The 21,403-nt window shown below is 55.7% G+C and carries 16 protein-coding genes; 5 read left to right on the top strand and 11 right to left on the bottom strand.

Annotated elements, in window-relative coordinates; translation table 11 throughout:
* Window positions 1-46 precede the first annotated feature (46 nt).
* The 10 genes from L977_RS00090 to lrp form a co-directional block, all read right to left on the bottom strand.
* Window positions 47-568 carry an anti-virulence regulator CigR family protein gene (locus L977_RS00090; RefSeq protein ID WP_023332541.1) on the bottom strand — a complete coding sequence of 174 codons (522 nt, stop codon included), beginning with the start codon at window positions 566-568 and terminating at the stop codon, window positions 47-49.
* Between the two features lie 123 nt (window positions 569-691).
* Window positions 692-1,840: an MFS transporter gene (locus L977_RS00085; RefSeq protein ID WP_047624204.1), complete on the bottom strand. Its 1,149-nt coding sequence runs from the start codon at window positions 1,838-1,840 to the stop codon at window positions 692-694.
* Window positions 1,841-2,114: 274 nt separating this feature from the next.
* On the bottom strand, window positions 2,115-2,978 hold the full coding sequence (locus L977_RS00080; protein ID WP_047624203.1) for a dimethyl sulfoxide reductase anchor subunit family protein: 864 nt from the start codon (window positions 2,976-2,978) through the stop codon (window positions 2,115-2,117).
* Window position 2,979: 1 nt separating this feature from the next.
* The gene (locus tag L977_RS00075; protein ID WP_047624202.1) at window positions 2,980-3,597 is read right to left on the bottom strand and encodes a DMSO/selenate family reductase complex B subunit; all 618 of its coding nucleotides are present in this window, start codon (window positions 3,595-3,597) and stop codon (window positions 2,980-2,982) included.
* Window positions 3,598-3,607: 10 nt separating this feature from the next.
* Window positions 3,608-6,052: a dimethylsulfoxide reductase subunit A gene (gene dmsA / locus L977_RS00070; protein ID WP_047624200.1), complete on the bottom strand. Its 2,445-nt coding sequence runs from the start codon at window positions 6,050-6,052 to the stop codon at window positions 3,608-3,610.
* A 212-nt stretch (window positions 6,053-6,264) separates the two neighbouring features.
* A complete protein-coding gene (serS, locus tag L977_RS00065; RefSeq protein ID WP_023332538.1) occupies window positions 6,265-7,557 on the bottom strand; it encodes a serine--tRNA ligase in 1,293 nt (430 codons plus the stop codon).
* Between the two features lie 92 nt (window positions 7,558-7,649).
* Window positions 7,650-8,993, bottom strand: a complete 1,344-nt coding sequence (gene rarA / locus L977_RS00060; protein ID WP_023338207.1) for a replication-associated recombination protein RarA — start codon at window positions 8,991-8,993, stop codon at window positions 7,650-7,652.
* A gap of 9 nt (window positions 8,994-9,002) precedes the next feature.
* Window positions 9,003-9,617 (bottom strand): outer membrane lipoprotein chaperone LolA, encoded by a 615-nt coding sequence (gene lolA / locus L977_RS00055; protein WP_014883204.1) that lies wholly within the window; start codon window positions 9,615-9,617, stop codon window positions 9,003-9,005.
* Window positions 9,618-9,745: 128 nt separating this feature from the next.
* Entirely contained in the window at window positions 9,746-13,435 is a 3,690-nt protein-coding gene (locus tag L977_RS00050; protein WP_047624193.1) for a DNA translocase FtsK 4TM domain-containing protein, read from the bottom strand.
* 135 nt (window positions 13,436-13,570) lie between these two features.
* The gene (gene lrp, locus L977_RS00045; RefSeq protein WP_000228469.1) at window positions 13,571-14,065 is read right to left on the bottom strand and encodes a leucine-responsive transcriptional regulator Lrp; all 495 of its coding nucleotides are present in this window, start codon (window positions 14,063-14,065) and stop codon (window positions 13,571-13,573) included.
* Between the two features lie 544 nt (window positions 14,066-14,609).
* Between lrp and trxB the strand changes: the two genes are divergently transcribed.
* From trxB to infA, 5 genes are all read left to right on the top strand, one after another.
* Window positions 14,610-15,578, top strand: a complete 969-nt coding sequence (gene trxB / locus L977_RS00040) for a thioredoxin-disulfide reductase (protein ID WP_023332535.1) — start codon at window positions 14,610-14,612, stop codon at window positions 15,576-15,578.
* 114 nt (window positions 15,579-15,692) lie between these two features.
* Window positions 15,693-17,459 (top strand): heme ABC transporter permease/ATP-binding protein CydD, encoded by a 1,767-nt coding sequence (cydD, locus tag L977_RS00035; protein ID WP_047624189.1) that lies wholly within the window; start codon window positions 15,693-15,695, stop codon window positions 17,457-17,459.
* Complete coding sequence (gene cydC, locus L977_RS00030; protein ID WP_047624188.1) at window positions 17,459-19,180, top strand: heme ABC transporter ATP-binding protein/permease CydC; 1,722 nt, start codon at window positions 17,459-17,461, stop codon at window positions 19,178-19,180. Before cydD ends, cydC begins: the two co-directional genes overlap by 1 nt.
* Window positions 19,181-19,225: 45 nt before the next feature.
* Window positions 19,226-19,930: a leucyl/phenylalanyl-tRNA--protein transferase gene (aat, locus tag L977_RS00025; RefSeq protein ID WP_047624187.1), complete on the top strand. Its 705-nt coding sequence runs from the start codon at window positions 19,226-19,228 to the stop codon at window positions 19,928-19,930.
* Window positions 19,931-20,214: 284 nt separating this feature from the next.
* A complete protein-coding gene (infA, locus tag L977_RS00020; protein ID WP_002211347.1) occupies window positions 20,215-20,433 on the top strand; it encodes a translation initiation factor IF-1 in 219 nt (72 codons plus the stop codon).
* A gap of 71 nt (window positions 20,434-20,504) precedes the next feature.
* Here infA and L977_RS00015 read toward each other — a convergent pair whose 3' ends face one another.
* Window positions 20,505-20,957, bottom strand: coding sequence for a hypothetical protein (locus tag L977_RS00015; protein ID WP_047624184.1), 453 nt, complete (start codon window positions 20,955-20,957; stop codon window positions 20,505-20,507).
* Window positions 20,958-21,403 lie beyond the last annotated feature (446 nt).

Raw genomic sequence — 21,403 nt, 5'->3', positions numbered from 1 at the left:
CATGTATTAAAGAAAAGGCCCGGTGAGAACCGGGCCTTTTTAAATTCTATTTAAAGACGCCGTTAATAACGGAAGTCACAATCGCCGTACTCAGCGCAATTAAGACCAGATCGTCACCCACCACGCGCCATTCATAACCTGGGTAGGATGGAAGCTGGCCGAGCATAGAGGCTGGCACGGTTTTCTTCGCAATACCCGGAGGAAGCGGTTTACCGCGGGCCAGGTTTTTCGCAATACCCGGAGGCAGAGACTCATAGCCCGTTAAGCCGTAATTCAGTGCCAGGTGACGGGCATGATCGAAGCTTACGCGAGCGTCAACATCATTGCCGACATCTTTGCTGCTTTTAAAGCTCTTATCTGATTTCCCTGGGTTATCCTGACCGCTATTTTGCTTATTACCATGGTTACCAGAGTTCCCGTTACCATGATTGCCGCCATTACCTTGTCCGCCACCGTTGCCGTGACCGCCGCCATTCCCGTTTCCTGGATTAGCCATGACCGGAGCCGCTGCAAACGTTAAAGACAACACTACGGCAAGTGCGGTAGTGGAAAAACGACGTTTAGACATGATTGTTGCCTTTTAGTGGTAGAACTCATTTGAATTATCGCCGGGCGGGGAAAACAAACAATACGTAAAAGTCTTATATGTGACAGGGACAAAAAAGCCTGTCAATGACAGGCTTTTATTTAATCAGGCGTGCGCCACAGGCGTTGGATGCTCGCCTGCTTTGCGCAGCAGCATTAAGAGATAAATAAACGACACGCTGGCGATCATGATAAACAGCAAATTGTCAGAATAATTCTGCATCAGCATCGCGGTAAATGTTGGTCCCAGCAGGCTGCCGATGGTATAGCTTAATAACAGCGCCTGGTTCATCGCCACCAGCTGGTGATGTTCAACTTTCTCACAGGCCCACGCCATCGCGACCGGATAAAGCGTGAACCCCGCTGCCCCAAGGATAAACAGCGCTGGGGCCATCGCGGCGTTGCTGAGCATAGCAAAACAGCCCATGATCACCACGAAGACCTGAACGCGCAGCACCAGAAGGCGACCGAAGCGATCGGCCAGGCGGCCAATCGGCCACTGCCCGACAATCCCCGCGCTCACCATGACCGCCATCCAGAAACCAATCCCGGCATCGCTGACGCCCTGATGGTTCAGGTAGAGCGGCATAAGACCATAGAGCGAGCCCAGAACAATCCCCGAGATAATACACCCATTAACTCCCAGACGCGCCTGGCGCAGCCTCAGCATCGGCCAGATGTGGGTCGCTTCCTGATGCTCACTTTTCTGGTTCACGATACGCGTAAAGAGCAGCGGCAGGATCGCCGCCAGCACCATACCGGTTGCCCATGGCAGCACGCTCATCAGGTCCGTTGGCAGTTTGCTGACCATCAGTTGTCCCAGCACGGTGCCCACATAGTAAACCATCATATAGGCTGCCAGCAGGCGTCCGCGGTTACGTGACGTACCGCTGCACATCAGCGCACTTTCAACAACCACCCAAATCATCGCGCAACCGACACCGGCGATAAAGCGCCACGCCATCCAGCTCCAGAAGCCGACCATCAGGCCCAACCCGGCACACCCGGCGGCGAAAATCAGCGAAGCCAGATAATAGCTGCGATTAAAGCCAAAGCGTTTAATCAGGCTACCGGTTAATAATGTGCCCAGCAGGTTCCCGGTGAAAAAGGACGAGCTAACCATACCCACCTGCCAGGTCGGTAAGTTTTCATGGGCGAGCCACAGCGGGACGAGCGTATTCAACACTGCGATCGCCAGGGTCAGCAGAAGCAGGCCACAGAGCAACAGTAGCACTGGCCGGGTATAGGTGGTCATGGATTAAAAACCGTGAGGAAGTTCAGATTTCGTGCGCATCATGCCACTGGCAAAAACAAAGTCAATCCACTGATTTAGCCGGCTCGCACGATATGTTCCCTGTCGATTTAAAAAACTTATCCTGCTAATGCAGTGCCTGCTATAGATATTAATTATGTCTCTGTTTTTATTTATTAATGGTAGAAATTAAAACAAAACGACAGTCGAAAAATTTCATGAATGAAAAAAGAAAAGCCGGGCGCTATGTCCCGGCTTTTTATAACAAAAAATAAGATTAGCTGGCGATGGCCATACCGACCGTCATATGCAGACCATAAAAGACGCCACGACCAATCAACTCCCCTGCCAGCACCAGCACAAAGGCCAGTGATAACAACGGCAGAGCAGGCTGGTAGCCTTTTAGCTGAGGCGCGATCCAGAATACCAACGCCGCTACCAGCAGCACGATACGCCAGGCCATCAGAGAACCGTAATCCGGCACCAGCGCAGAGGCCTGCTGAATGGAGCTATGAATGGTGGCCAGCTCAGCGCCCTGCATCAGGGCAACGATTGCACTCACTACCAGCGCCAGCAGCGATACGGCTGGCAGCAAACGCATTGCCCAGCCGTCTACCCCCGCCACGCGCAAAAGCAGATAGCCGAGCAGCGGCCCGCCGATAAACATCGTCAGGAAGAAGCTCATTGGCGTCCAGACGCTGTACCAGGTAGGGACGGTATCAATGGTGTTATAGACACGCACCATCATCCATACAAACACCACGCCCAGCACCATGGTCACGATCAGCCAGAGGCTACGCAGACCTGCAGGCAATTTTTTAAGCGCTGCCAGCAACCAGCCCAGCCCGCCGATGGCGAAGAAAATCGCCCCGCTGGCAATCTCGTTACTGAGGGACGATGCCCCCACGCGGTTAAGCGAGTTAAACGCGCGCATCGGTGAGCCCAGGTGCAGCGTAGAGGCGATAAAACCAATCCCCATCAGCACCCACAGGCCAAACATGCTCAACACTAAACGCTGCTGCTGTTCAGCAGCGAGTTGACCTTTCAGCAGTGCCAGCGCGAGCACGATGAAGCCACCCGCCACGCACTGACCAAAGACCGTGAAGATCATCAGCGGCCATTCATGCCATCCACTTCCCATCTCACACCTCCTTCGGGTTTGCCAGGTAGCCGGTGGTATCACCTGTAGGACGGCTGTTGGCGTTAGGTTTAATCACAATACTTGGCTTCGTGAAGTGCGCGGACGGCAGCGGTGCTACCGCAGCAAGCTGGCCATGTTTTTGACGCAGTTCTTCTATAGGGCCAAAGTCCAGCGCGCGCAGCGGACAGGACTCAACGCAGATCGGTTTTTTGCCATCCGCGACGCGAGAGTGGCAGCCGTCGCACTTGGTCATATGCCCTTTGGCGGCATTGTACTGAGGTGCGCCGTACGGGCAGGCCATATGGCAGTAGCGGCAGCCGATACAAACATCTTCATCCACGACCACGAAACCGTCTTCACGCTTGTGCATCGCCCCGCTCGGACAGACCTTCGTACAGGCAGGGTCTTCGCAGTGGTTACAGGCAATCGACAGGTAATAGGCAAACACGTTCTGATGCCAGACACCGTTATCTTCCTGCCAGTCGCCTCCGGCGTATTCGTAGATGCGACGGAAACTCACGTCTGGGGTGAGATCTTTGTAATCTTTACAGGCCAGCTCGCAGGTTTTGCACCCGGTGCAACGGCTGGAATCAATGAAAAATCCATACAGGGTTGTCATCGGTTACTCCTTAAACCTTTTCAACCTGAACAAGGTTTGTGTGAGACGGGTTGCCTTTCGCCAGCGGCGACGGACGCTGCGTGGTCAGTACGTTAATGCTGCCTGCCTGATCGATGCGGTTGGCATCAGGGCTGTACCATGCCCCTTCTCCCAGCGCCACGACGCCTGGCATCATGCGTGGCGTGACTTTGGCTTCAATATGCACCTCACCGCGGCCGTTGAAGATGCGCACGCGATCGCCATTGTTAATGCCACGCGCTTTCGCATCCATCGGGTTGATCCACATCTCCTGGCGGCAGGCGGCTTTCAGTACGTCGACGTTACCGTAGGTGGAGTGAACGCGCGCTTTATAGTGGAAACCGGTCAACTGCAGCGGGAATTTCGCCGTGAGCGGATCGTTATAGTTTTCGAATCCTGGCGTGTAGATCGGCAGCGGATCGATAACGTCTCCGTCCGGCAACTCCCAGGTAGACGCAATTTTTGCCAGTTCTTCGGAGTAGATTTCAATTTTGCCCGACGGCGTAGTCAGCGGGTTCGCCTGCGGGTCTTCGCGGAACGCTTTGTAGGCAACGTGATGCCCTTCAGGATCGCGCTGTTTGTACATGCCCTGCTTGCGGAAGGTATCGAAATCCGGCAGGTCTGGGATGGCTTTGCGGGAGAGTTCATGCAGATGGCGCATCCAGCCTTCCTGAGTACGTCCCTCGGTAAACTGCTGCTCAACGCCCAGACGCTTCGCCAGCTCGGAGGTCATCTCATAGATGGTTTTGCACTCGAAGCGCGGTTTAATCGCCTGATCGGTGAAGATCACGTAAGACATGTTGCCGCAGGAGGCATCCAGCGCGAAGTCCATCTGCTCAGACGCGGTGCAGTCCGGCAGCAGAATGTCGGCGTATTTTGCCGAGGAGGTCATGTGGCAGTCGATCACCACAATCATCTCGCACTTCTTGTCGTCCTGCAGGATTTCATGAGTGCGGTTGATTTCCGAATGCTGGTTGATAAGACAGTTACCGGCGTAGTTCCAGATCATCTTGATCGGCACGTCCAGCTTGTCCTTACCGCGCACGCCGTCGCGCAAGGCGGTCATTTCCGGGCCACGTTCAATCGCATCGGTCCACATAAACATGGAAATGCTGGTTTGTACCGGGTTGTCCAGCGTTGGCATACGTTCAAACGGGACTTCATATGAGCCTTCACGCGCACCAGTGTTACCGCCATGAATACCCACGTTGCCGGTCAGAATGGAGAGCATGGAGATTGCGCGGGTGGCAATTTCACCGTTCGCATGACGCTGCGGTCCCCACCCCTGGCTGATATAGGCCGGTTTGGCTGAGCCAATTTCACGCGCCAGTTGAACAATACGCTCGACCGGAATACCGGTGATGGTAGACGCCCACTCCGGCGTTTTCGCCACGCCGTCGCTGCCCTGACCGAGAATATACGCCTTGTAGTGGCCATTAGCTGGGGCACTGGCTGGCAGGGTTTTCTCGTCATAACCGACGCAGTATTTATCCAGGAACGGCTGATCGACGAGATTTTCAGTGATCATCACCCACGCCAGCGCGGAGACCAGCGCGGCATCGGTACCTGGGCGGATTGGGATCCACTCATCTTCGCGTCCTGCACCGGTGTCGGTATAGCGCGGATCGATAATGATCATGCGGGCATTGGATTTAGCACGCGCCTGTTCGAGGTAGTAGGTCACCCCGCCGCCGCTCATACGCGTTTCACCCGGATTGTTCCCGAACAGAACGACCAGCTTGCTGTTTTCGATATCAGACGGGCTGTTGCCGTCTGCCCAGCCACCGTAGGTGTAATTCAGTCCTGCGGCGATTTGTGCAGAGGAGTAGTCACCATAGTGGTTAAGATAACCGCCGCAGCAGTTCATCAGACGCGCCACCAGCGTTTTTCCTGGTGGCCAGGAGCGGGTTAGCGTGCCGCCCAGCGTGCCGGTACCGTAGTTCAGGTAGATGGATTCGTTGCCATACTCTTTGATCAGCCGCTGCATATTGGTGGCGATAATATCGTAGGCTTCATCCCAGCTAATGCGCTCGAACTTCCCTTCCCCACGTTTACCCACGCGCTTCATTGGGTACTTAAGACGATCCGGATTATAGACGCGACGACGCATGGAGCGGCCACGCAGACAGGCGCGAACCTGGTGTAACCCTTCGTAGTTATCGTCCCCGGTATTGTCGGTTTCGACATATTTTATTTCGCCATCCACTACGTGCATACGCAGCGGGCAACGGCTACCGCAGTTTACCGTACAGGCACTCCACACCACTTTTTCCGGGACTGAGGCCGGGGATAGTGCATCCGCCGCTGACGCCAGTCGGGTAAAAGGGAGCGTGAAAGCGCTGCTGGCTACAGCCAGGCCGCCTATTGCCGTGGTTTTCATCAAACCACGGCGAGTGACCTCGGCAGCCAGCAATTCTTCAGGCGCGTTGATTTTCATAGAGACTCACTTTGGTTGCTCACAAAGAAAAGAGAGGCGGCACAAACCGCTATGTAGTTTTATATATAACGAAATTATTCGTTATCAGCTTTTTCTGCTGACTTTCATTCGGAGGAGTATTACTACTTTAGAGGCAGGGGGTATTGCGTCGTATCAATTCACAGGCATAAAAAAAGCGCCCGAAGGCGCTTTTTTTGTTTTGAGGCACATATTTAGCCGATGTACTGCTGACCTTTCATGTATGGGCGCAGCACTTCAGGGATCTCAATACGGCCATCTGCCTGCTGATAGTTTTCCAGCACGGCAACCAGCGTACGACCCACAGCCAGACCAGAGCCGTTCAGGGTATGCACCAGACGGGTTTTCTTGTCAGATTTACTGCGGCAGCGTGCCTGCATGCGGCGCGCCTGGAAATCCCAGACGTTAGAGCAGGAGGAGATTTCACGGTAGGTGTTCTGCGCAGGTACCCACACTTCCAGGTCGAAGGTTTTGCAGGCACCAAAGCCCATATCACCGGTACACAGCGCCATACGACGATACGGCAGGCCCAGCAGCTCGAGGACTTTCTCGGCGTGACCCGTCATCTCTTCCAGCGCGTCCATGGAGTCTTCCGGACGAACAATCTGCACCATCTCGACTTTATCGAACTGGTGCATACGGATCAGACCACGGGTGTCGCGGCCATAAGATCCCGCTTCAGAACGGAAGCACGGAGAGTGTGCGGTCAGTTTGATCGGCAGTTCGTCTTCGTCGATGATCTCATCACGCACGAGGTTAGTCAGCGGCACTTCTGCGGTAGGGATCAGCGCATAGTTGCTGCTGTCTGCTTCTTCATCCAGCGGACGGGTATGGAACAGGTCGCCGGCAAATTTCGGCAGCTGACCCGTACCGTACAGCGTATCGTGGTTGACCAGATACGGGACGTAGGTTTCGCTGTAACCGTGCTGCTCGGTGTGCAGATCCAACATGAACTGGGCCAGCGCACGGTGCAGATGGGCAATCTGGCCTTTCATCACCACGAAGCGAGAACCGGTCAGCTTAACCGCGGCCGCAAAGTCCAGACCCGCGTGCATTTCGCCCAGCGTGACGTGATCGCGCACCTCGAAGTCGAACTCGCGAGGCGTACCCCAGCGTTTCACTTCAACGTTATCGTTCTCGTCTTTGCCGACAGGCACGCTGTCGTCAGGAATGTTCGGGATCGCCAGCGCAATATCGCGAATTTCGGCCTGAAGAACGTCCAGCTCGGCTTTCGCCTGATCCAGCTCTTCACCCAGTTTGTTCACTTCCAGGCGTAATGGCTCAATATCTTCCCCGCGCGCTTTCGCCTGGCCAATGGATTTCGATCGAGAATTACGCTCTGCCTGCAGATTTTCAGTTTGTACCTGCAGAACTTTACGACGCTCTTCAAGAGCGCGCAGCTTATCTACATCCAGCTTAAAGCCCCGGCGTGCCAGTTTTTCAGCGACTGCGTCTGGCTCATTACGCAGCAGATTGGGATCGAGCATGCTTATCCTGTGCTTATCGAATTAAAATAGGAAAATGTGACCACAGCCTGCGGTCACAAGGATACTATGCCAACATTACCGCAACGATCGAACTAACGGTAGCGTTTTATAGGGCTATTTTGATCCTGTCCGGCGAGCCAGGTGAGCTTTTCACCAATCTTGCCCTCAAGACCTCTGTTTGTAGGGTGATAATAGCGGGTTTGTGCCATTTCCTGCGGGAAATACTCCTCCCCGGCGGCATAGGCGTTGGGCTCGTCATGCGCATAGCGATACTCCTGCCCGTAGCCCATCTCCTTCATCAGTTTGGTTGGCGCGTTGCGCAGATGAACCGGCACATCGTAATCCGGGCGTTCACGTGCGTCCGACATCGCGGCCTTAAACGCGGTATAGACAGCATTGCTTTTCGGCGCGCAGGCCAGATAGACAATCGCCTGCGCAATCGCACGCTCGCCTTCTGCTGGGCCCACGCGGGTAAAGCAGTCCCAGGCAGAAAGGGCAACCTGCATGGCGCGCGGGTCAGCATTGCCGACATCTTCTGAGGCAATGGCCAGACAGCGGCGCGCCACGTACAGCGGATCGCCACCCGCGGTGATTATGCGTGCGTACCAGTAAAGCGCCGCATCCGGGGCGCTGCCGCGGACGGACTTATGCAACGCCGAGATCAGGTCGTAGAAACGATCGCCTTTATTATCAAAACGCGCGCTGCGCTCACCGGCAATTTCGGTCAGGAGTTCCGGCTTCAGCACCCGCTTTCCGGCATCATCCACTTCGGCCATATCGGCCATCATTTCCAGGGTGTTCAGCGCGCGGCGCGCATCGCCATTAACCAGCTCCGCAATCGCCCTGCGCGTTTCGTCAGGCAGAACGATATCCTGCCCGCCGTAGCCGCGTGCTTTATCGTCCATCGCCTGGGTCAGAACCTTTTCGATATCCTCGGTGGTCAGGGATTTGAGCAGGTAAACGCGGGCGCGAGAGAGCAGCGCCGAATTCAGTTCAAACGAGGGGTTTTCGGTGGTCGCGCCGATGAAGAAAATTGTGCCGTCTTCAATATGCGGCAGAAAAGCATCCTGCTGGCTCTTGTTGAAGCGGTGAACTTCGTCGACAAAGAGGATGGTGCGGCGCCCGGCATTACGGTTCTGACGCGCGCGCTCGATTGCCTCGCGGATCTCCTTCACGCCGGACGTGACCGCCGAGATACGTTCTACGTCAGCGTTGGCATAGCGGGCAATCACTTCAGCGAGGGTCGTTTTACCGGTCCCGGGTGGTCCCCAGAGGATCATGGAGTGCAAATGCCCGGCCTCAATGGCCCGCGGCAAGGGTTTCCCCGCAGCCAGCAAGTGCTGCTGGCCGATGTACTGCGCTAAATTTTCTGGCCGCATACGAGCGGCCAGAGGTTGAAACGCATTATCTGAAAAATCGAGCGACAGATTGCTCACCCATGCCTCTTATTTATTGCGTTGGTCGTCCACCGTTACGCCCTGCGGCGGGGTAAAGGTGAATTTCGATGCATCCACGGCGCCGTTCTGCTGAGACTTGAGCTGGTAGCTGCTGCGCTGATCGTCCTGCTCAACCGCGCCGAACTGATTGATGGTCCCGTTGGTGCTGACGTTGATGGTGAACTGCTTCAGGTTGCCGTTGCTGCCTTTCGGCGTCAGGACAAACTCATCACCGTTCTGCTTAATATTGTACTGCTGCCAGTCGCTGGCCTGGTTGCGGGCGATCAGCATAAAGGGCGTATTGCTGGTGGCATCTTTCAACCAGGTTGCCGTGGCCTGCTCAACGAACGGGTTGAAGAACCACAGTGTTTTACCGTCAGAGACCAGGATGCTCTCATCCGGCTGAGTCATGTGCCAGTTAAACAGATTCGGGCGTTTTACCCACAAATCTCCCTGACCTTCCTGCACCGCGTTGCCGCTGCCGTCAGTCACTTTCTGCGTGAAGCTGGCGTGGAAGCTGCTCACTTTATCCAGTCGGCTTTTAAGGTCGCTGGCCGCATCAGCCCAGACGCTGCTGGCTACAAAACTGGTGAGTAATGCACAGGCAATGGCGATTTTTTTCATTGTTATTCCTTAAAATACGTCTTCCCGAAATGGGGTTTCCGTCATCTATTCTGGACCTGCCCGAAGGCAGGCGACAGAAGAAAATGCTTAATTTTGGCTGATTTACCCTTCTTTGCAATCGCTGAAGGTTAATCAAACGGCGGCGGCGCCAGCACCTCGCGGTTACCGTTATGCCCCTGCTCGCTCACGATGCCCTGGGCTTCCATCTGTTCGATAATACGCGCCGCGCGGTTATAGCCAATGCGGAACTGACGCTGGACGCCAGAGATCGAGGCTTTACGTTTTTCGGTGACGAAATTAACCGCCTGATCGAATAACGGATCCAGCTCTTCGCCGCCGTCAAAGCCACCGCCGCCGCCTTCGCTTTCCGTATCGCTGGTAATACCGTCCACATATTGTGGGCGACCGCGTGCTTTCCAGTCCTGCACGACGGCGTGAACTTCTTCATCGCGGACGAACGCACCGTGGACACGCACCGGAGAGGTGGAGTTCGGGCCGGAATAAAGCATGTCACCCATACCCAGCAGCGACTCTGCGCCGCCCTGGTCAAGAATGGTACGGGAGTCGATTTTACTTGATACGGTAAAGGCGATACGCGTCGGAATGTTCGCTTTGATAAGACCCGTAATAACGTCCACCGAAGGACGCTGGGTGGCCAGCACGAGGTGAATACCGGCCGCACGCGCTTTCTGCGCCAGACGAGCAATCAACTCTTCTACCTTCTTACCGACGGTCATCATCAGGTCAGCAAACTCATCCACCAGCACGACGATATAAGGCAGTTTTTCCAGCACCGGATGCTGGGCATCCATGCTATCGCCCGGCTTCCAGTAAGGATCCGGAATCGGACGCCCCATGCGCATCGCCTGGGCGATTTTCTCGTTATAACCGGCCAGGTTACGCACGCCCAATGCAGACATCAACTTGTAGCGGCGTTCCATCTCGTTGACGCTCCAGCGCAGGGCGTTGGCAGCGTCTTTCATGTCGGTGACCACTTCCGTCAGCAGATGCGGGATACCTTCGTAGACGGACAGTTCGAGCATTTTCGGGTCGATCATGATGAAACGCACATCTTCCGGCTGCGCTTTGTAGAGCATGCTGAGGATCATGGCGTTCACGCCGACGGACTTACCGGAACCGGTCGTACCGGCCACCAGCAGGTGAGGCATTTTCGCGAGGTCTGCCACCACCGGATCGCCAGCGATATCTTTACCCAGCACCACGGTCAGCGGAGAGGGGTTATCACGGAACTTGGTGTTGTCCAGCACTTCACGCAGGTAGACGGTCTGACGTTTTTTGTTCGGCAGTTCAAGACCCACGTACGGTTTACCCGGAATCACTTCCACCACACGCACCGCCACGGTCGACAGAGAACGCGCCAGGTCACGAGACAGGTTAGAAATACGCGCGGCTTTTACGCCCGGCGCCAGGTTCAGTTCGAAACGGGTGATGACCGGACCCGGGGAGTAGTTCACCACATCCGCCTTAATGCGGAAGTCAGCCAGACGGGCTTCCACCAGACGGGCCATCTGCTCCAGAGCAAAAGTATCAACCGGCTCGACTTCAGCAGGAGGTGGCGTCAGCAGATCCAGTGACGGCAGCGGCGTGCTTGGACGCTGCAGCGGACGGCTGTCACCGTTACGCATCAGCAGCGGGTGAATCAGGCTCTCCTGCGGCTGTGGCGCTGGCTGCTGGAACTGCGGCGGCTGGTGTTGTGGCTGCTGCGGTTGAGCATACGGCTGCTGAACCGGTTGTTGCGGCTGTGCATAGGCCTGCGGGGCAGGCTGCTGACGCACAGGTTCAGCTTCAGGCATCACGCTCGGGGTAAATAAAGGCTCACTCGGACCATCATCCACCAGGTCTTTCATTGGTGAGAACTCGAAATCAGACAATGAGAACGGGTTGGCACCCGTTGGCTGTTCCCCGGAGTAGCGCTGCTGTTGCGTTGCCGCGAACTGACGCGCTAACTCTGCCTCTGCAGCTTCATCTTCATCGTCCAGAGCGGGCTCATCGTGCTGGTATTCTTCACCGTAGCGTTGATTCTGCTGTGCCGCGAACTGGCGAGCCAGTTCGTCCTGCTGCATGTCATCTGCGTCATCTTCGTAGTCCGACTCACGTGCTTTTTCTTCGGCCATACGCTGGGATGGCAGCTTGATGCCGTAAGAGGCAAGTTCACGACGGGTAGGAACGCGAACGCGGTTAGGGCGTGGCAACTGTGGACCAATCCCCTCTTTCACCTGAGGACGCGGTGCGCCACCCGTAGCCAGGCTGAAGACAGGTGCGGCAGCTGCAGCGGCCACGGTGGCCTGCTTCACGCTTTCCGCGACAGGTGCAACCGCAGGCGTTGCGTCGACCGGCGGAACCGAAACTGAAGGTGCCTTCGTAACGGGCTCCTGCGCGGGTTCAGGCACAGGTTGATACCAGGCCGCCAGCTGCTCGCGTTCACGGGCGCGGCGTTCTTCAACTTCTTCAAAATAGTACATTGGCGGACGAGACGGTTTCACCTCTTCCATCACCTCAGGTTCAGGCTGAGGCTCTGCATATGGCTGCGCAGGTTCAACCGGTTCAGGCACATATTCCTGATACGGCTGGGCCACAGGCTGCTCATAGTGCTGCAGTTCATACTCAGGTTGCGGCGGCTGGTAAGGCTGCTGCCACGGTTCCTGCTGCACAGGAATATAGCTTTCAGGTTCAGGCGCGATAACGGGCTCCGGCGTATGAACACCGGGCGCGGTCTGCCACGCAACGTGTGGCTGCTGAATAACGGATTCTGGTGGTGGAACCGGCGCGGAGGGCATCACGGCTTCGACAGGCGCGGCATACGCCTGCGCGGCAGTCGTGGCGGCTGCGGCTGCCGCAACCGGTGCGGTGACCGTATGGCCGTTCAGCAGCGGATCGTATTCGTCAAATTCACCCGGGGTAGCACGGCTGCCGGAGAACAGCACATCATCAGGATCGACAGCGGCACCCGCGGCACGGTACTCAACCTGCTCGTCTTCATCCATACGTTTACCGGAGAAGAGCGCGGCATCCGTTTTGCGTCCAAGCGGGTTGGCAAATTTTTCCGCGACGCGCTGGCGACGCGCCAGGGCACCGCGCAGAATACGGGCACGACGAGATTCACGACGCTGTACCGGGGCCTCGTCTTCCTCATCGTATTCCTCTTCATAGTCGTCATCATCGACCCACGTATCGTCGCGGCGGGTCCGGTTGCTGGCGAACGTCAGGATCGTGAGAATAAAGCTGCCGATTTTTTCGGCAATGCTCACCCATGACCAGCCGGTAAACAGCGTCAATCCTGCCGCCCAGATGCACAGCAGCGCCAGCGTGCCACCGCTGCTGTGCAGCATGGGCTGTAACGCAGAACTGAGCAGGCTACCAATGACCCCGCCGGAGGCGAAGTACCAGATGTCATCGGCGTTAATCGCCGCCAGCCCGCAGGAGGTGAGGATCAGTGCCAGCGCGCCAATCAGGCGCAGGGAAACCGCAAAATAGTCGATGTAATCATCGTTCTGACGATGACGCCATGCAAACCAGCATCCGCCGATGATAATGACGGGAATGGTGTAGGCCATCACACCGAATATGAAAAAGAGCGTGTCCGCAAGCCAGGCACCGGGTACACCACCTAAATTATGGATAGGTTCATGCCATGCGGTTTGTGACCAGCTGGGATCGGAAGGGTTGAAACTGAGTAAGGCTGCCATCAGCCAGACGGCAAAAAGGGCAATAACAATCAGCAAAGCCTCGAGGAGACGACGTCCGCTGCTTAGCTTCGATAGTGTGACTTCTTTGTCTTCAGTGTATTCCTGGCTCAAGAAAGGCTCTCCAGGTATCAGGCATATCCTGCCTGTTTGCTAAAACGGACAACAGCGCCGGGACTCCCCGGCACTGTTGCTGTATGGATTAACAGGAGTGTAATCAAACTACGCTGATTTTGCACCTGTTCCGTGTTAGCGCGTCTTAATAACCAGACGATTGCTCTGTTTGACCTCTTCCATCACCACATAAGTACGGGTGTCGTTCACGCCTGGCAGACGCAGCAGGGTTTCCCCCAGCAGCTTACGGTAGGCGGACATATCAGGCACACGGGTTTTCAACAGGTAGTCGAAATCACCGGACACCAGGTGACACTCTTGAATTTCTTCAAGTTTTTGTACAGCGGCGTTAAATTGCTCAAACACATCCGGTGCACCACGATTCAGAGTAATCTCAACAAATACCAGAAGTGAGGCATCCAGATAATGCGGGTTCAGCAGAGCCGTATAGCCCTGAATAAAACCCTGTCTTTCCAGTCGGCGCACACGCTCAAGGCACGGCGTCGGGGAAAGACCCACACGTTTTGAAAGCTCGACGTTGGAAATACGCCCATCCTTTTGCAATTCATTAAGAATGTTACGATCGATACGGTCGAGATCTTTGCCAGGGCGCTTCTTGCTATCTACCATTATTATTGTCTCTCTGTATTCCTTCCCTACTCCTGCCTGGACCCTGTGCACATCACTGTTCAGAGCCTGTACCCGTTAGTCATCACATCGCCTGGTTATGTATTTGACGCGATGCGGATTCGGGTTCTATTGGTAAGAAGACCGTTGCCCGAAGGCCGTCACCGACATCACGTATGGCGTCTGTCCACGCCATGCGTAGATTTCACTGACACGGTAAAAATGGCATTTACGTGCATGCCTATGCGGCATACGGTTAACGCGGTTTTTTTTCTTCCTTGAATGTTTTCGCAAAAGCGCAGGGGATTGTCAAAGCAAAACATCGATTTTTAGTACAAGATGCCGGATATTCATTACGGAGGGGTATTAATCCTCATTTTACTGCCTTATAAACGCGCGATTTTCAGCAGCAGACGTGATAACACTGCGTCATATCCATCGGGCGTAGCTATTGCATATATCGAAAGCAAAACTCCAGTGCTCTTTTTTTACGGCAACAAATTCCCTACAATCCAGCCCATTGCCTGCCAACAACAATGGGGATCTCATGGGCACGACCAAACACAGTAAGTTGCTAATCCTTGGTTCCGGACCTGCGGGATATACCGCGGCGGTCTATGCTGCACGCGCTAACCTGCAACCGGTACTGATCACCGGTATGGAAAAAGGCGGTCAGCTGACCACCACCACAGAAGTGGAAAACTGGCCGGGCGACCCGAACGACCTGACCGGGCCGCTGCTGATGGAGCGCATGCACGAGCATGCCGCGAAATTCGAAACTGAAATCCTGTTCGACCATATCAACAAGGTCGATCTGCAGAACCGTCCGTTCCGCCTGACGGGTGACAGCGGCGAGTACACCTGTGACGCGCTGATTATCGCCACCGGCGCCTCTGCCCGCTACCTCGGTCTGCCGTCTGAAGAAGCGTTTAAAGGCCGCGGCGTCTCTGCCTGCGCAACCTGCGACGGTTTCTTCTATCGCAACCAGAAAGTCGCGGTTATCGGCGGCGGCAACACCGCGGTGGAAGAAGCGCTCTACCTGGCAAACATCGCCTCTGAAGTGCACCTGATCCACCGTCGTGACACTTTCCGCGCCGAGAAGATCCTGATCAAACGTCTGATGGATAAAGTGGCGAGCGGCAACATCGTGCTGCACACCAATCGCACCCTGGAAGAAGTAACGGGCGATCAGATGGGCGTTGCCGGACTGCGCATTCGTGACACCCAGAACACCGATAACGTCGAAACGTTGGACGTGGCTGGCCTGTTTGTGGCAATCGGTCACAGCCCGAATACCGCTATCTTCGAAGGTCAGCTGGAACTGGAAAACGGCTACATCAAGGTGCAGTCTGGTATTCACGGTAATGCAACTCAAACCAGCGTCCCTGGCGTGTTCGCTGCTGGTGACGTGATGGACCATATTTACCGTCAGGCGATCACCTCTGCGGGCACCGGCTGTATGGCCGCGCTGGACGCAGAACGCTATCTTGATGGACTGGCTGAACAAGGTAAATAATCTTTACAAGTCAGTAACAAACGTAAATAAAGGCGGCCACAGGTCGCCTTTATTTTTGCTCGCGTGTAACATGCAGATGTCTAATTTCTTATAACGTCACCTGCAAAATACGCAATGGAAAAAACCCGTCAACAAGAGTTAACACGCTGGCTGAAACAGCAAAGCGTTATTTCCCGCCGCTGGCTTACGATCTCCCGTGTTCTGGGGTTTGTCAGTGGTCTGTTGATTGTTGCCCAGGCATGGCTGCTGGCCCGCATTCTTAACCACATGATCATGGAGAACATTCCGCGCGAAGCGCTCCTGATGCCTTTTATCGTCCTGGTCCTGATTTTTATCCTGCGCGCATGGGTGGTGTGGCTGCGCGAGCGCGTCGGTTTCCATGCCGGACAGCATATCCGCTACGAGATCCGCCGTCAGGTGCTCGATCGTCTGCAGGAAGCCGGGCCCGCGTGGATCCAGGGTAAACCGGCCGGAAGCTGGGCGACGTTGATCCTTGAACAGATTGACGATATGCACGACTACTACGCACGCTATCTGCCACAGATGGCGCTCGCCGTCTTCGTTCCGCTGCTGATTGTGATCGCCATCTTCCCGGTGAACTGGATGGCTGCGCTGATCCTGATGGGCACCGCGCCGCTGATTCCCCTCTTTATGGCGCTGGTCGGAATGGGTGCTGCGGATGCCAACCGCCGTAACTTCCTGGCACTGGGGCGCTTAAGCGGCCATTTCCTGGACCGTCTTCGCGGCATGGAAACATTGCGCATTTTTGGTCGTGGTGAAGCGGAAACCGAAAACATTCGTCGGGCATCGCAGGACTTCCGTCAGCGCACCATGGAGGTGTTACGCCTGGCATTCCTGTCGTCCGGCGTACTGGAGTTCTTTACCTCGCTGTCTATTGCCCTCGTGGCGGTCTACTTTGGCTTCTCCTATCTGGGCGCGCTGGATTTCGGTCATTACGGCACGGCAGTGACCCTTTCCGCCGGTTTCCTGGCGCTGATCCTGGCCCCGGAATTTTTCCAGCCGCTTCGCGACCTGGGGACGTTCTATCACGCCAAAGCGCAGGCAGTTGGCGCAGCTGACAGCCTGAAAACATTCCTGGAGACGCCGCTGGCGCATCCGGATCGGGGTGACGTGACGCTGAACAGCAAAGAGCCGGTAACCCTCGACGCGAGCGATTTCTGCATCCTCTCGCCGGAAGGGAAAGTGCTGGCAGGCCCGCTGAACTTCACCCTGCCGGCCGGAAAGCGCGTGGTGCTGGTTGGCACCAGCGGTTCCGGGAAAAGTTCTCTGCTGAATGCGTTATCCGGTTTTATGGCCTACACCGGTTCACTGCGGATCAACAAAACCGAACTGCGTCATCTCGATCCTGACGCCTGGCGTCAACAGCTCAGTTGGGTGGGGCAAAACCCGCAACTGCCTGCCTCTACGCTGCGTGAAAACGTTCTGCTGGCGCGCCCGGATGCGCGTGAAGATGAACTGCAATCGGTTCTCGACCGCGCCTGGGTCAGCGAGTTTCTGCCGATGCTCCCGCAAGGTATAGATACCGTGGTCGGCGACCAGTCTGCCGGGCTGTCGGTTGGACAGGCGCAGCGCGTGGCCGTCGCCCGCGCACTGCTTAACCCGTGCCAGCTGATGCTGCTGGATGAACCCGCAGCCAGTCTGGACGCACACAGTGAGCAGCGCGTCATGGCGGCGCTGAACGCCGCCTCCTTGCAACAAACCACGCTGATGGTTACCCATCAGCTGGAGGGAATTGCTGACTGGGACGAGATCTGGGTGATGGAAAACGGACGTATTGTTGAACAAGGCGATTACGCCTCACTCGTTGCCGCGCATGGGCCGTTTGCCGCCCTGCTGGCAAACCGTCAGGAGGACATCTGATGCGTGCTCTGCTGCCTTATCTTGCGCTCTATAAACGCCATAAATGGATGCTGACGCTGGGGATTGTGCTGGCCATTGTGACGCTGCTCGCCAGTATCGGCCTGCTCACGCTTTCCGGCTGGTTCCTGTCGGCCTCGGCCGTGGCGGGGTTTGCCGGATTATACAGCTTCAACTATATGCTTCCGGCGGCAGGTGTTCGCGGTACAGCCATTACCCGCACGGCCGGACGCTATTTCGAGCGTTTAGTCAGCCACGACGCCACGTTCCGCGTCCTGCAGCATCTGCGTATCTACACCTTCAGCAAACTGCTGCCCCTCTCCCCTGCCGGGCTGGCGCGTTTTCGTCAGGGTGAATTACTGAACCGTGTCGTTGCGGATGTCGATACGCTGGATCACCTTTACCTGCGCGTGATCTCCCCGATCGTGGGCGCGTTTGTGGTGATTGTGGTGGTCACGCTGGGACTGGCTGTTCTGGATGTTCCCGTTGCGCTAACGCTCGGCGGGATCATGCTGTTAACGCTCATTATTCTGCCGCCGCTGTTTTACCGCGCCGGAAAATCCACGGGGGAAAACCTGACGCGTCTGCGCGGCGATTACCGCCAGCAGCTGACCTCCTGGCTTCAGGGGCAGGCAGAGCTGACCATTTTTGGCGCCAGCAAGAGGTACCGCGCTCGGATGGAAAGTACGGAGCTGAACTGGCACGAAGCCCAGCGCCGCCAGTCGGAACTGACGGCCTTCTCTCAGGCGCTGATGATGTTGATCGGCGGCGTGGCGGTGATTGCCATGCTGTGGCTGGCTTCCGGCGGAGTTGGCGGTAATCCTCAGCCAGGTCCGCTTATTGCCCTCTTCGTTTTCTGCGCACTGGCCGCTTTTGAAGCGCTGGCACCGGTAACGGGCGCTTTCCAGCATCTTGGTCAAGTGATCGCCTCTGCCCTGCGCATCACCCAGATTGCCGAGCAGGAGCCTGAGGTAACGTTCAGCGCAGCGCAGACCGCGGTGCCTGAGCAGGTGACGCTGACGCTTGATGACGTGACCTTCGCCTATGACAAACAGGCGCAGAATGCGCTGGAAGGTATCACTCTGTCAGTTGATGCGGGGCAGCGAATTGCGCTCCTCGGCCGCACCGGCTGCGGTAAATCGACGCTGCTACAGTTGTTGACCCGCGCCTGGAATCCGCAGCGCGGCCAGATTCGCTTCAATAATACGTTGCTGACAGATTTCAGCGAGCAGGCGCTACGTAAGACCGTCAGCGTCGTTCCACAGCGTGTGCATCTGTTTAGCGCCACCCTGCGCGATAACCTGTTACTGGCCGCGCCGGAGGCTTCGGACGACGCGCTTCGCGCCACGCTGGAACAGGTCGGGCTGCAAAAACTGCTTGAGGACGACGGGCTGAACAGCTGGCTCGGTGAAGGTGGTCGTCAGCTCTCCGGTGGAGAACTGCGCCGTCTGGCGATTGCGCGTGCGCTGCTGCATGATGCACCGCTGATGCTGCTCGACGAACCGACTGAAGGACTGGATGCGACGACTGAGAGTCAAATCCTTGATTTACTGGCGAATGTGATGGCAGGGAAAACCGTGCTGATGGTCACACACCGCCTGCGTGGACTGGCAAGTTTTGATCGGATAATTGTGATGGACAACGGACACATTATTGAGCAAGGTAGTCACGCAGAGCTGTTGACGAAACAGGGTCGCTACTACCAGTTTAAACAGCGTCTGTAGACTATATTTGTAGCGTCCTCACTCGCGTACTGGAGTTTTGCTGTCATGCGCCTGGTCCAGCTTTCTCGTCATAACATTGCGTTCCCGTCGCCGGAGGGAGCGCTACGTGAGCCCAATGGGCTGCTGGCCCTGGGTGGGGACCTCAGCCCTGCACGGCTCTTAATGGCTTACCAACGCGGCATCTTCCCGTGGTTTTCACCCGGCGACCCGATTTTATGGTGGTCGCCCGATCCGCGCGCCGTGCTGTGGCCAGCGCAGTTTCACCTCAGCCGCAGCATGAAGCGTTTCCATGCCAAATCCCCGTATCGCGTCACCCTCAATCACGCGTTTGGTCAGGTCATTGAAGGCTGTGCGCAAGACCGCCATGAAGGGACGTGGATAACCCGCGATATTATTACCGCCTACCACCAGCTTCATGAGCTTGGCTACGCTCACTCCATCGAAGTATGGGAAGACGGCATACTCGTCGGCGGCATGTACGGCGTGGCGCAAGGGACGCTGTTTTGCGGCGAGTCGATGTTCTCTCGCGCGGTGAACGCCTCGAAAACCGCGCTGCTCATTTTCTGCCAGGAATTCGCGCAACGCGGCGGAAACCTGATCGATTGTCAGGTCCTCAATGAGCATACGGCCTCCCTCGGCGCCGTTGAGATCCCGCGACGCCAGTACATCGAACATCTGGATGCCAGCCGCCAGCAGAAGCTCCTGCGCGACTTCTGGATACCGAGAACGCTCTTTATGCCCAATGCCTAAATGTTTTCCGCATATTTTTTGTGAGGGTGTTATAATTATGCCGCAGAGTAGCTTCTGCCTGTTGCCCCGCCGCCGTTTGGGACCTTCGCTTCAGATAACGTCCTGACGTTTATCCTGTTGTATCCCCTTTACGAATGCGCTTTCCGTTCGGTTGTACCGTGACGCTTGGGCAATGCGCCGAAACTGTTTTGCTGCGTTTTAAACGCGCAATTCTTTACTTAATTGATGAATTTCGGCATTATCTTGCCGGTTCAAAACTTGGTAGTGATACCCCAGAGGATTAGATGGCCAAAGAAGACAATATTGAAATGCAGGGTACCGTACTTGATACGTTGCCTAACACCATGTTTCGCGTAGAGCTGGAAAACGGTCACGTGGTAACTGCGCACATCTCCGGTAAAATGCGCAAAAACTATATCCGCATTTTAACGGGCGACAAAGTGACTGTTGAACTGACCCCGTACGACCTGAGCAAAGGCCGCATTGTCTTCCGTAGTCGCTAATTGTTTTCGCCTGTAATGGCAGATGAATATTTAAAAGGTCGGGATCATCCCGGCCTTTTTTATTTATGGCTCTAGTGTTGCTGTACCGGAAGATGTATTGTCATCCACGGCTGTACAGTAGTGATTAAATCCACCGCCATAGAATGAACCATATCATGCAGTAATCCCGTCAGGTGCGGCAACATATCGCGGTCAAAATGCGATACCAGCAGTACATGGTTTAATGCCCGGCAGTAGTCGCATTTCGTTTCTGTATCTTCGAGCAGCCACTCTTTTTGTCGCGGTTCTTCCGCTTCGTTCTCAAATTCCACCACCTGAAAATCACGCATTGATTCTGTGAGGCCGGTTTTCATTTCTTCCAGGTATGCACCAAGGCAACGGCATACAGGCTGCGTTTGAGGGAGCGATTTGCAGTCAAGGAGGATTTCGGTGAGCAGTTTGCAGCGCTCAGCAAGGGTTGGGAGATCGGGATTGAGGGAGAGTTCGCTGTAAAATGGGGAGTAAGACTGGTTTTCCATATTCATAATTTCCATATTAAAAACTGAAAACTACCACCAGAAACGCCAACTTCGGGTGGTAGACTGAACCGGTTTGGCGTACCGACCATATGGAAAATCGGCGCTTCAAAAGAAGCCCCGGTTCAGCCCACCATATTTGAAGACACGGATTATACCGCAGCTAAAATTAGAGTGAACGAAACCAGTGACGTTGTTGTGAACAACATCTTTCCATATGTGTGTAATCAGGACGCCAATCCCGACACCTGATTTTGCAGGTGCGCCGCCATTTTATTACTGTGGATTCATCCAGCAACAGACATCGAAAGAAACTGGAAAGCGCCTCGCAAAATTCCTCTGCGGCCTGATGCCCTCACTCCGGCCCTCTCCCACAGGGAGAGGGAGCAAACAATAAAAAACGGCAACCGAAGTTGTAATGCCGATCAGTTAAGGATCGGTTGACCGATCCCGTG

The organism is Enterobacter sp. ZOR0014 (assembly GCF_000798855.1).
GTDB classification, from domain to species: domain Bacteria; phylum Pseudomonadota; class Gammaproteobacteria; order Enterobacterales; family Enterobacteriaceae; genus Enterobacter; species Enterobacter kobei.
This window is presented reverse-complemented; position numbering and strand designations above follow the sequence as displayed.

Coding starts and splice junctions, on each gene's coding strand:
- L977_RS00090 (WP_023332541.1), bottom strand. CDS start 568: ATGTCTAAACGTCGTTTTTCCACTACCGCACTTGCCGTAGTGTTGTCT.
- L977_RS00085 (WP_047624204.1), bottom strand. CDS start 1,840: ATGACCACCTATACCCGGCCAGTGCTACTGTTGCTCTGTGGCCTGCTT.
- L977_RS00080 (WP_047624203.1), bottom strand. CDS start 2,978: ATGGGAAGTGGATGGCATGAATGGCCGCTGATGATCTTCACGGTCTTT.
- L977_RS00075 (WP_047624202.1), bottom strand. CDS start 3,597: ATGACAACCCTGTATGGATTTTTCATTGATTCCAGCCGTTGCACCGGG.
- dmsA (WP_047624200.1), bottom strand. CDS start 6,052: ATGAAAATCAACGCGCCTGAAGAATTGCTGGCTGCCGAGGTCACTCGC.
- serS (WP_023332538.1), bottom strand. CDS start 7,557: ATGCTCGATCCCAATCTGCTGCGTAATGAGCCAGACGCAGTCGCTGAA.
- lolA (WP_014883204.1), bottom strand. CDS start 9,617: ATGAAAAAAATCGCCATTGCCTGTGCATTACTCACCAGTTTTGTAGCC.
- lrp (WP_000228469.1), bottom strand. CDS start 14,065: ATGGTAGATAGCAAGAAGCGCCCTGGCAAAGATCTCGACCGTATCGAT.
- trxB (WP_023332535.1), top strand. CDS start 14,610: ATGGGCACGACCAAACACAGTAAGTTGCTAATCCTTGGTTCCGGACCT.
- cydD (WP_047624189.1), top strand. CDS start 15,693: ATGGAAAAAACCCGTCAACAAGAGTTAACACGCTGGCTGAAACAGCAA.
- cydC (WP_047624188.1), top strand. CDS start 17,459: ATGCGTGCTCTGCTGCCTTATCTTGCGCTCTATAAACGCCATAAATGG.
- aat (WP_047624187.1), top strand. CDS start 19,226: ATGCGCCTGGTCCAGCTTTCTCGTCATAACATTGCGTTCCCGTCGCCG.
- infA (WP_002211347.1), top strand. CDS start 20,215: ATGGCCAAAGAAGACAATATTGAAATGCAGGGTACCGTACTTGATACG.
- L977_RS00015 (WP_047624184.1), bottom strand. CDS start 20,957: ATGAATATGGAAAACCAGTCTTACTCCCCATTTTACAGCGAACTCTCC.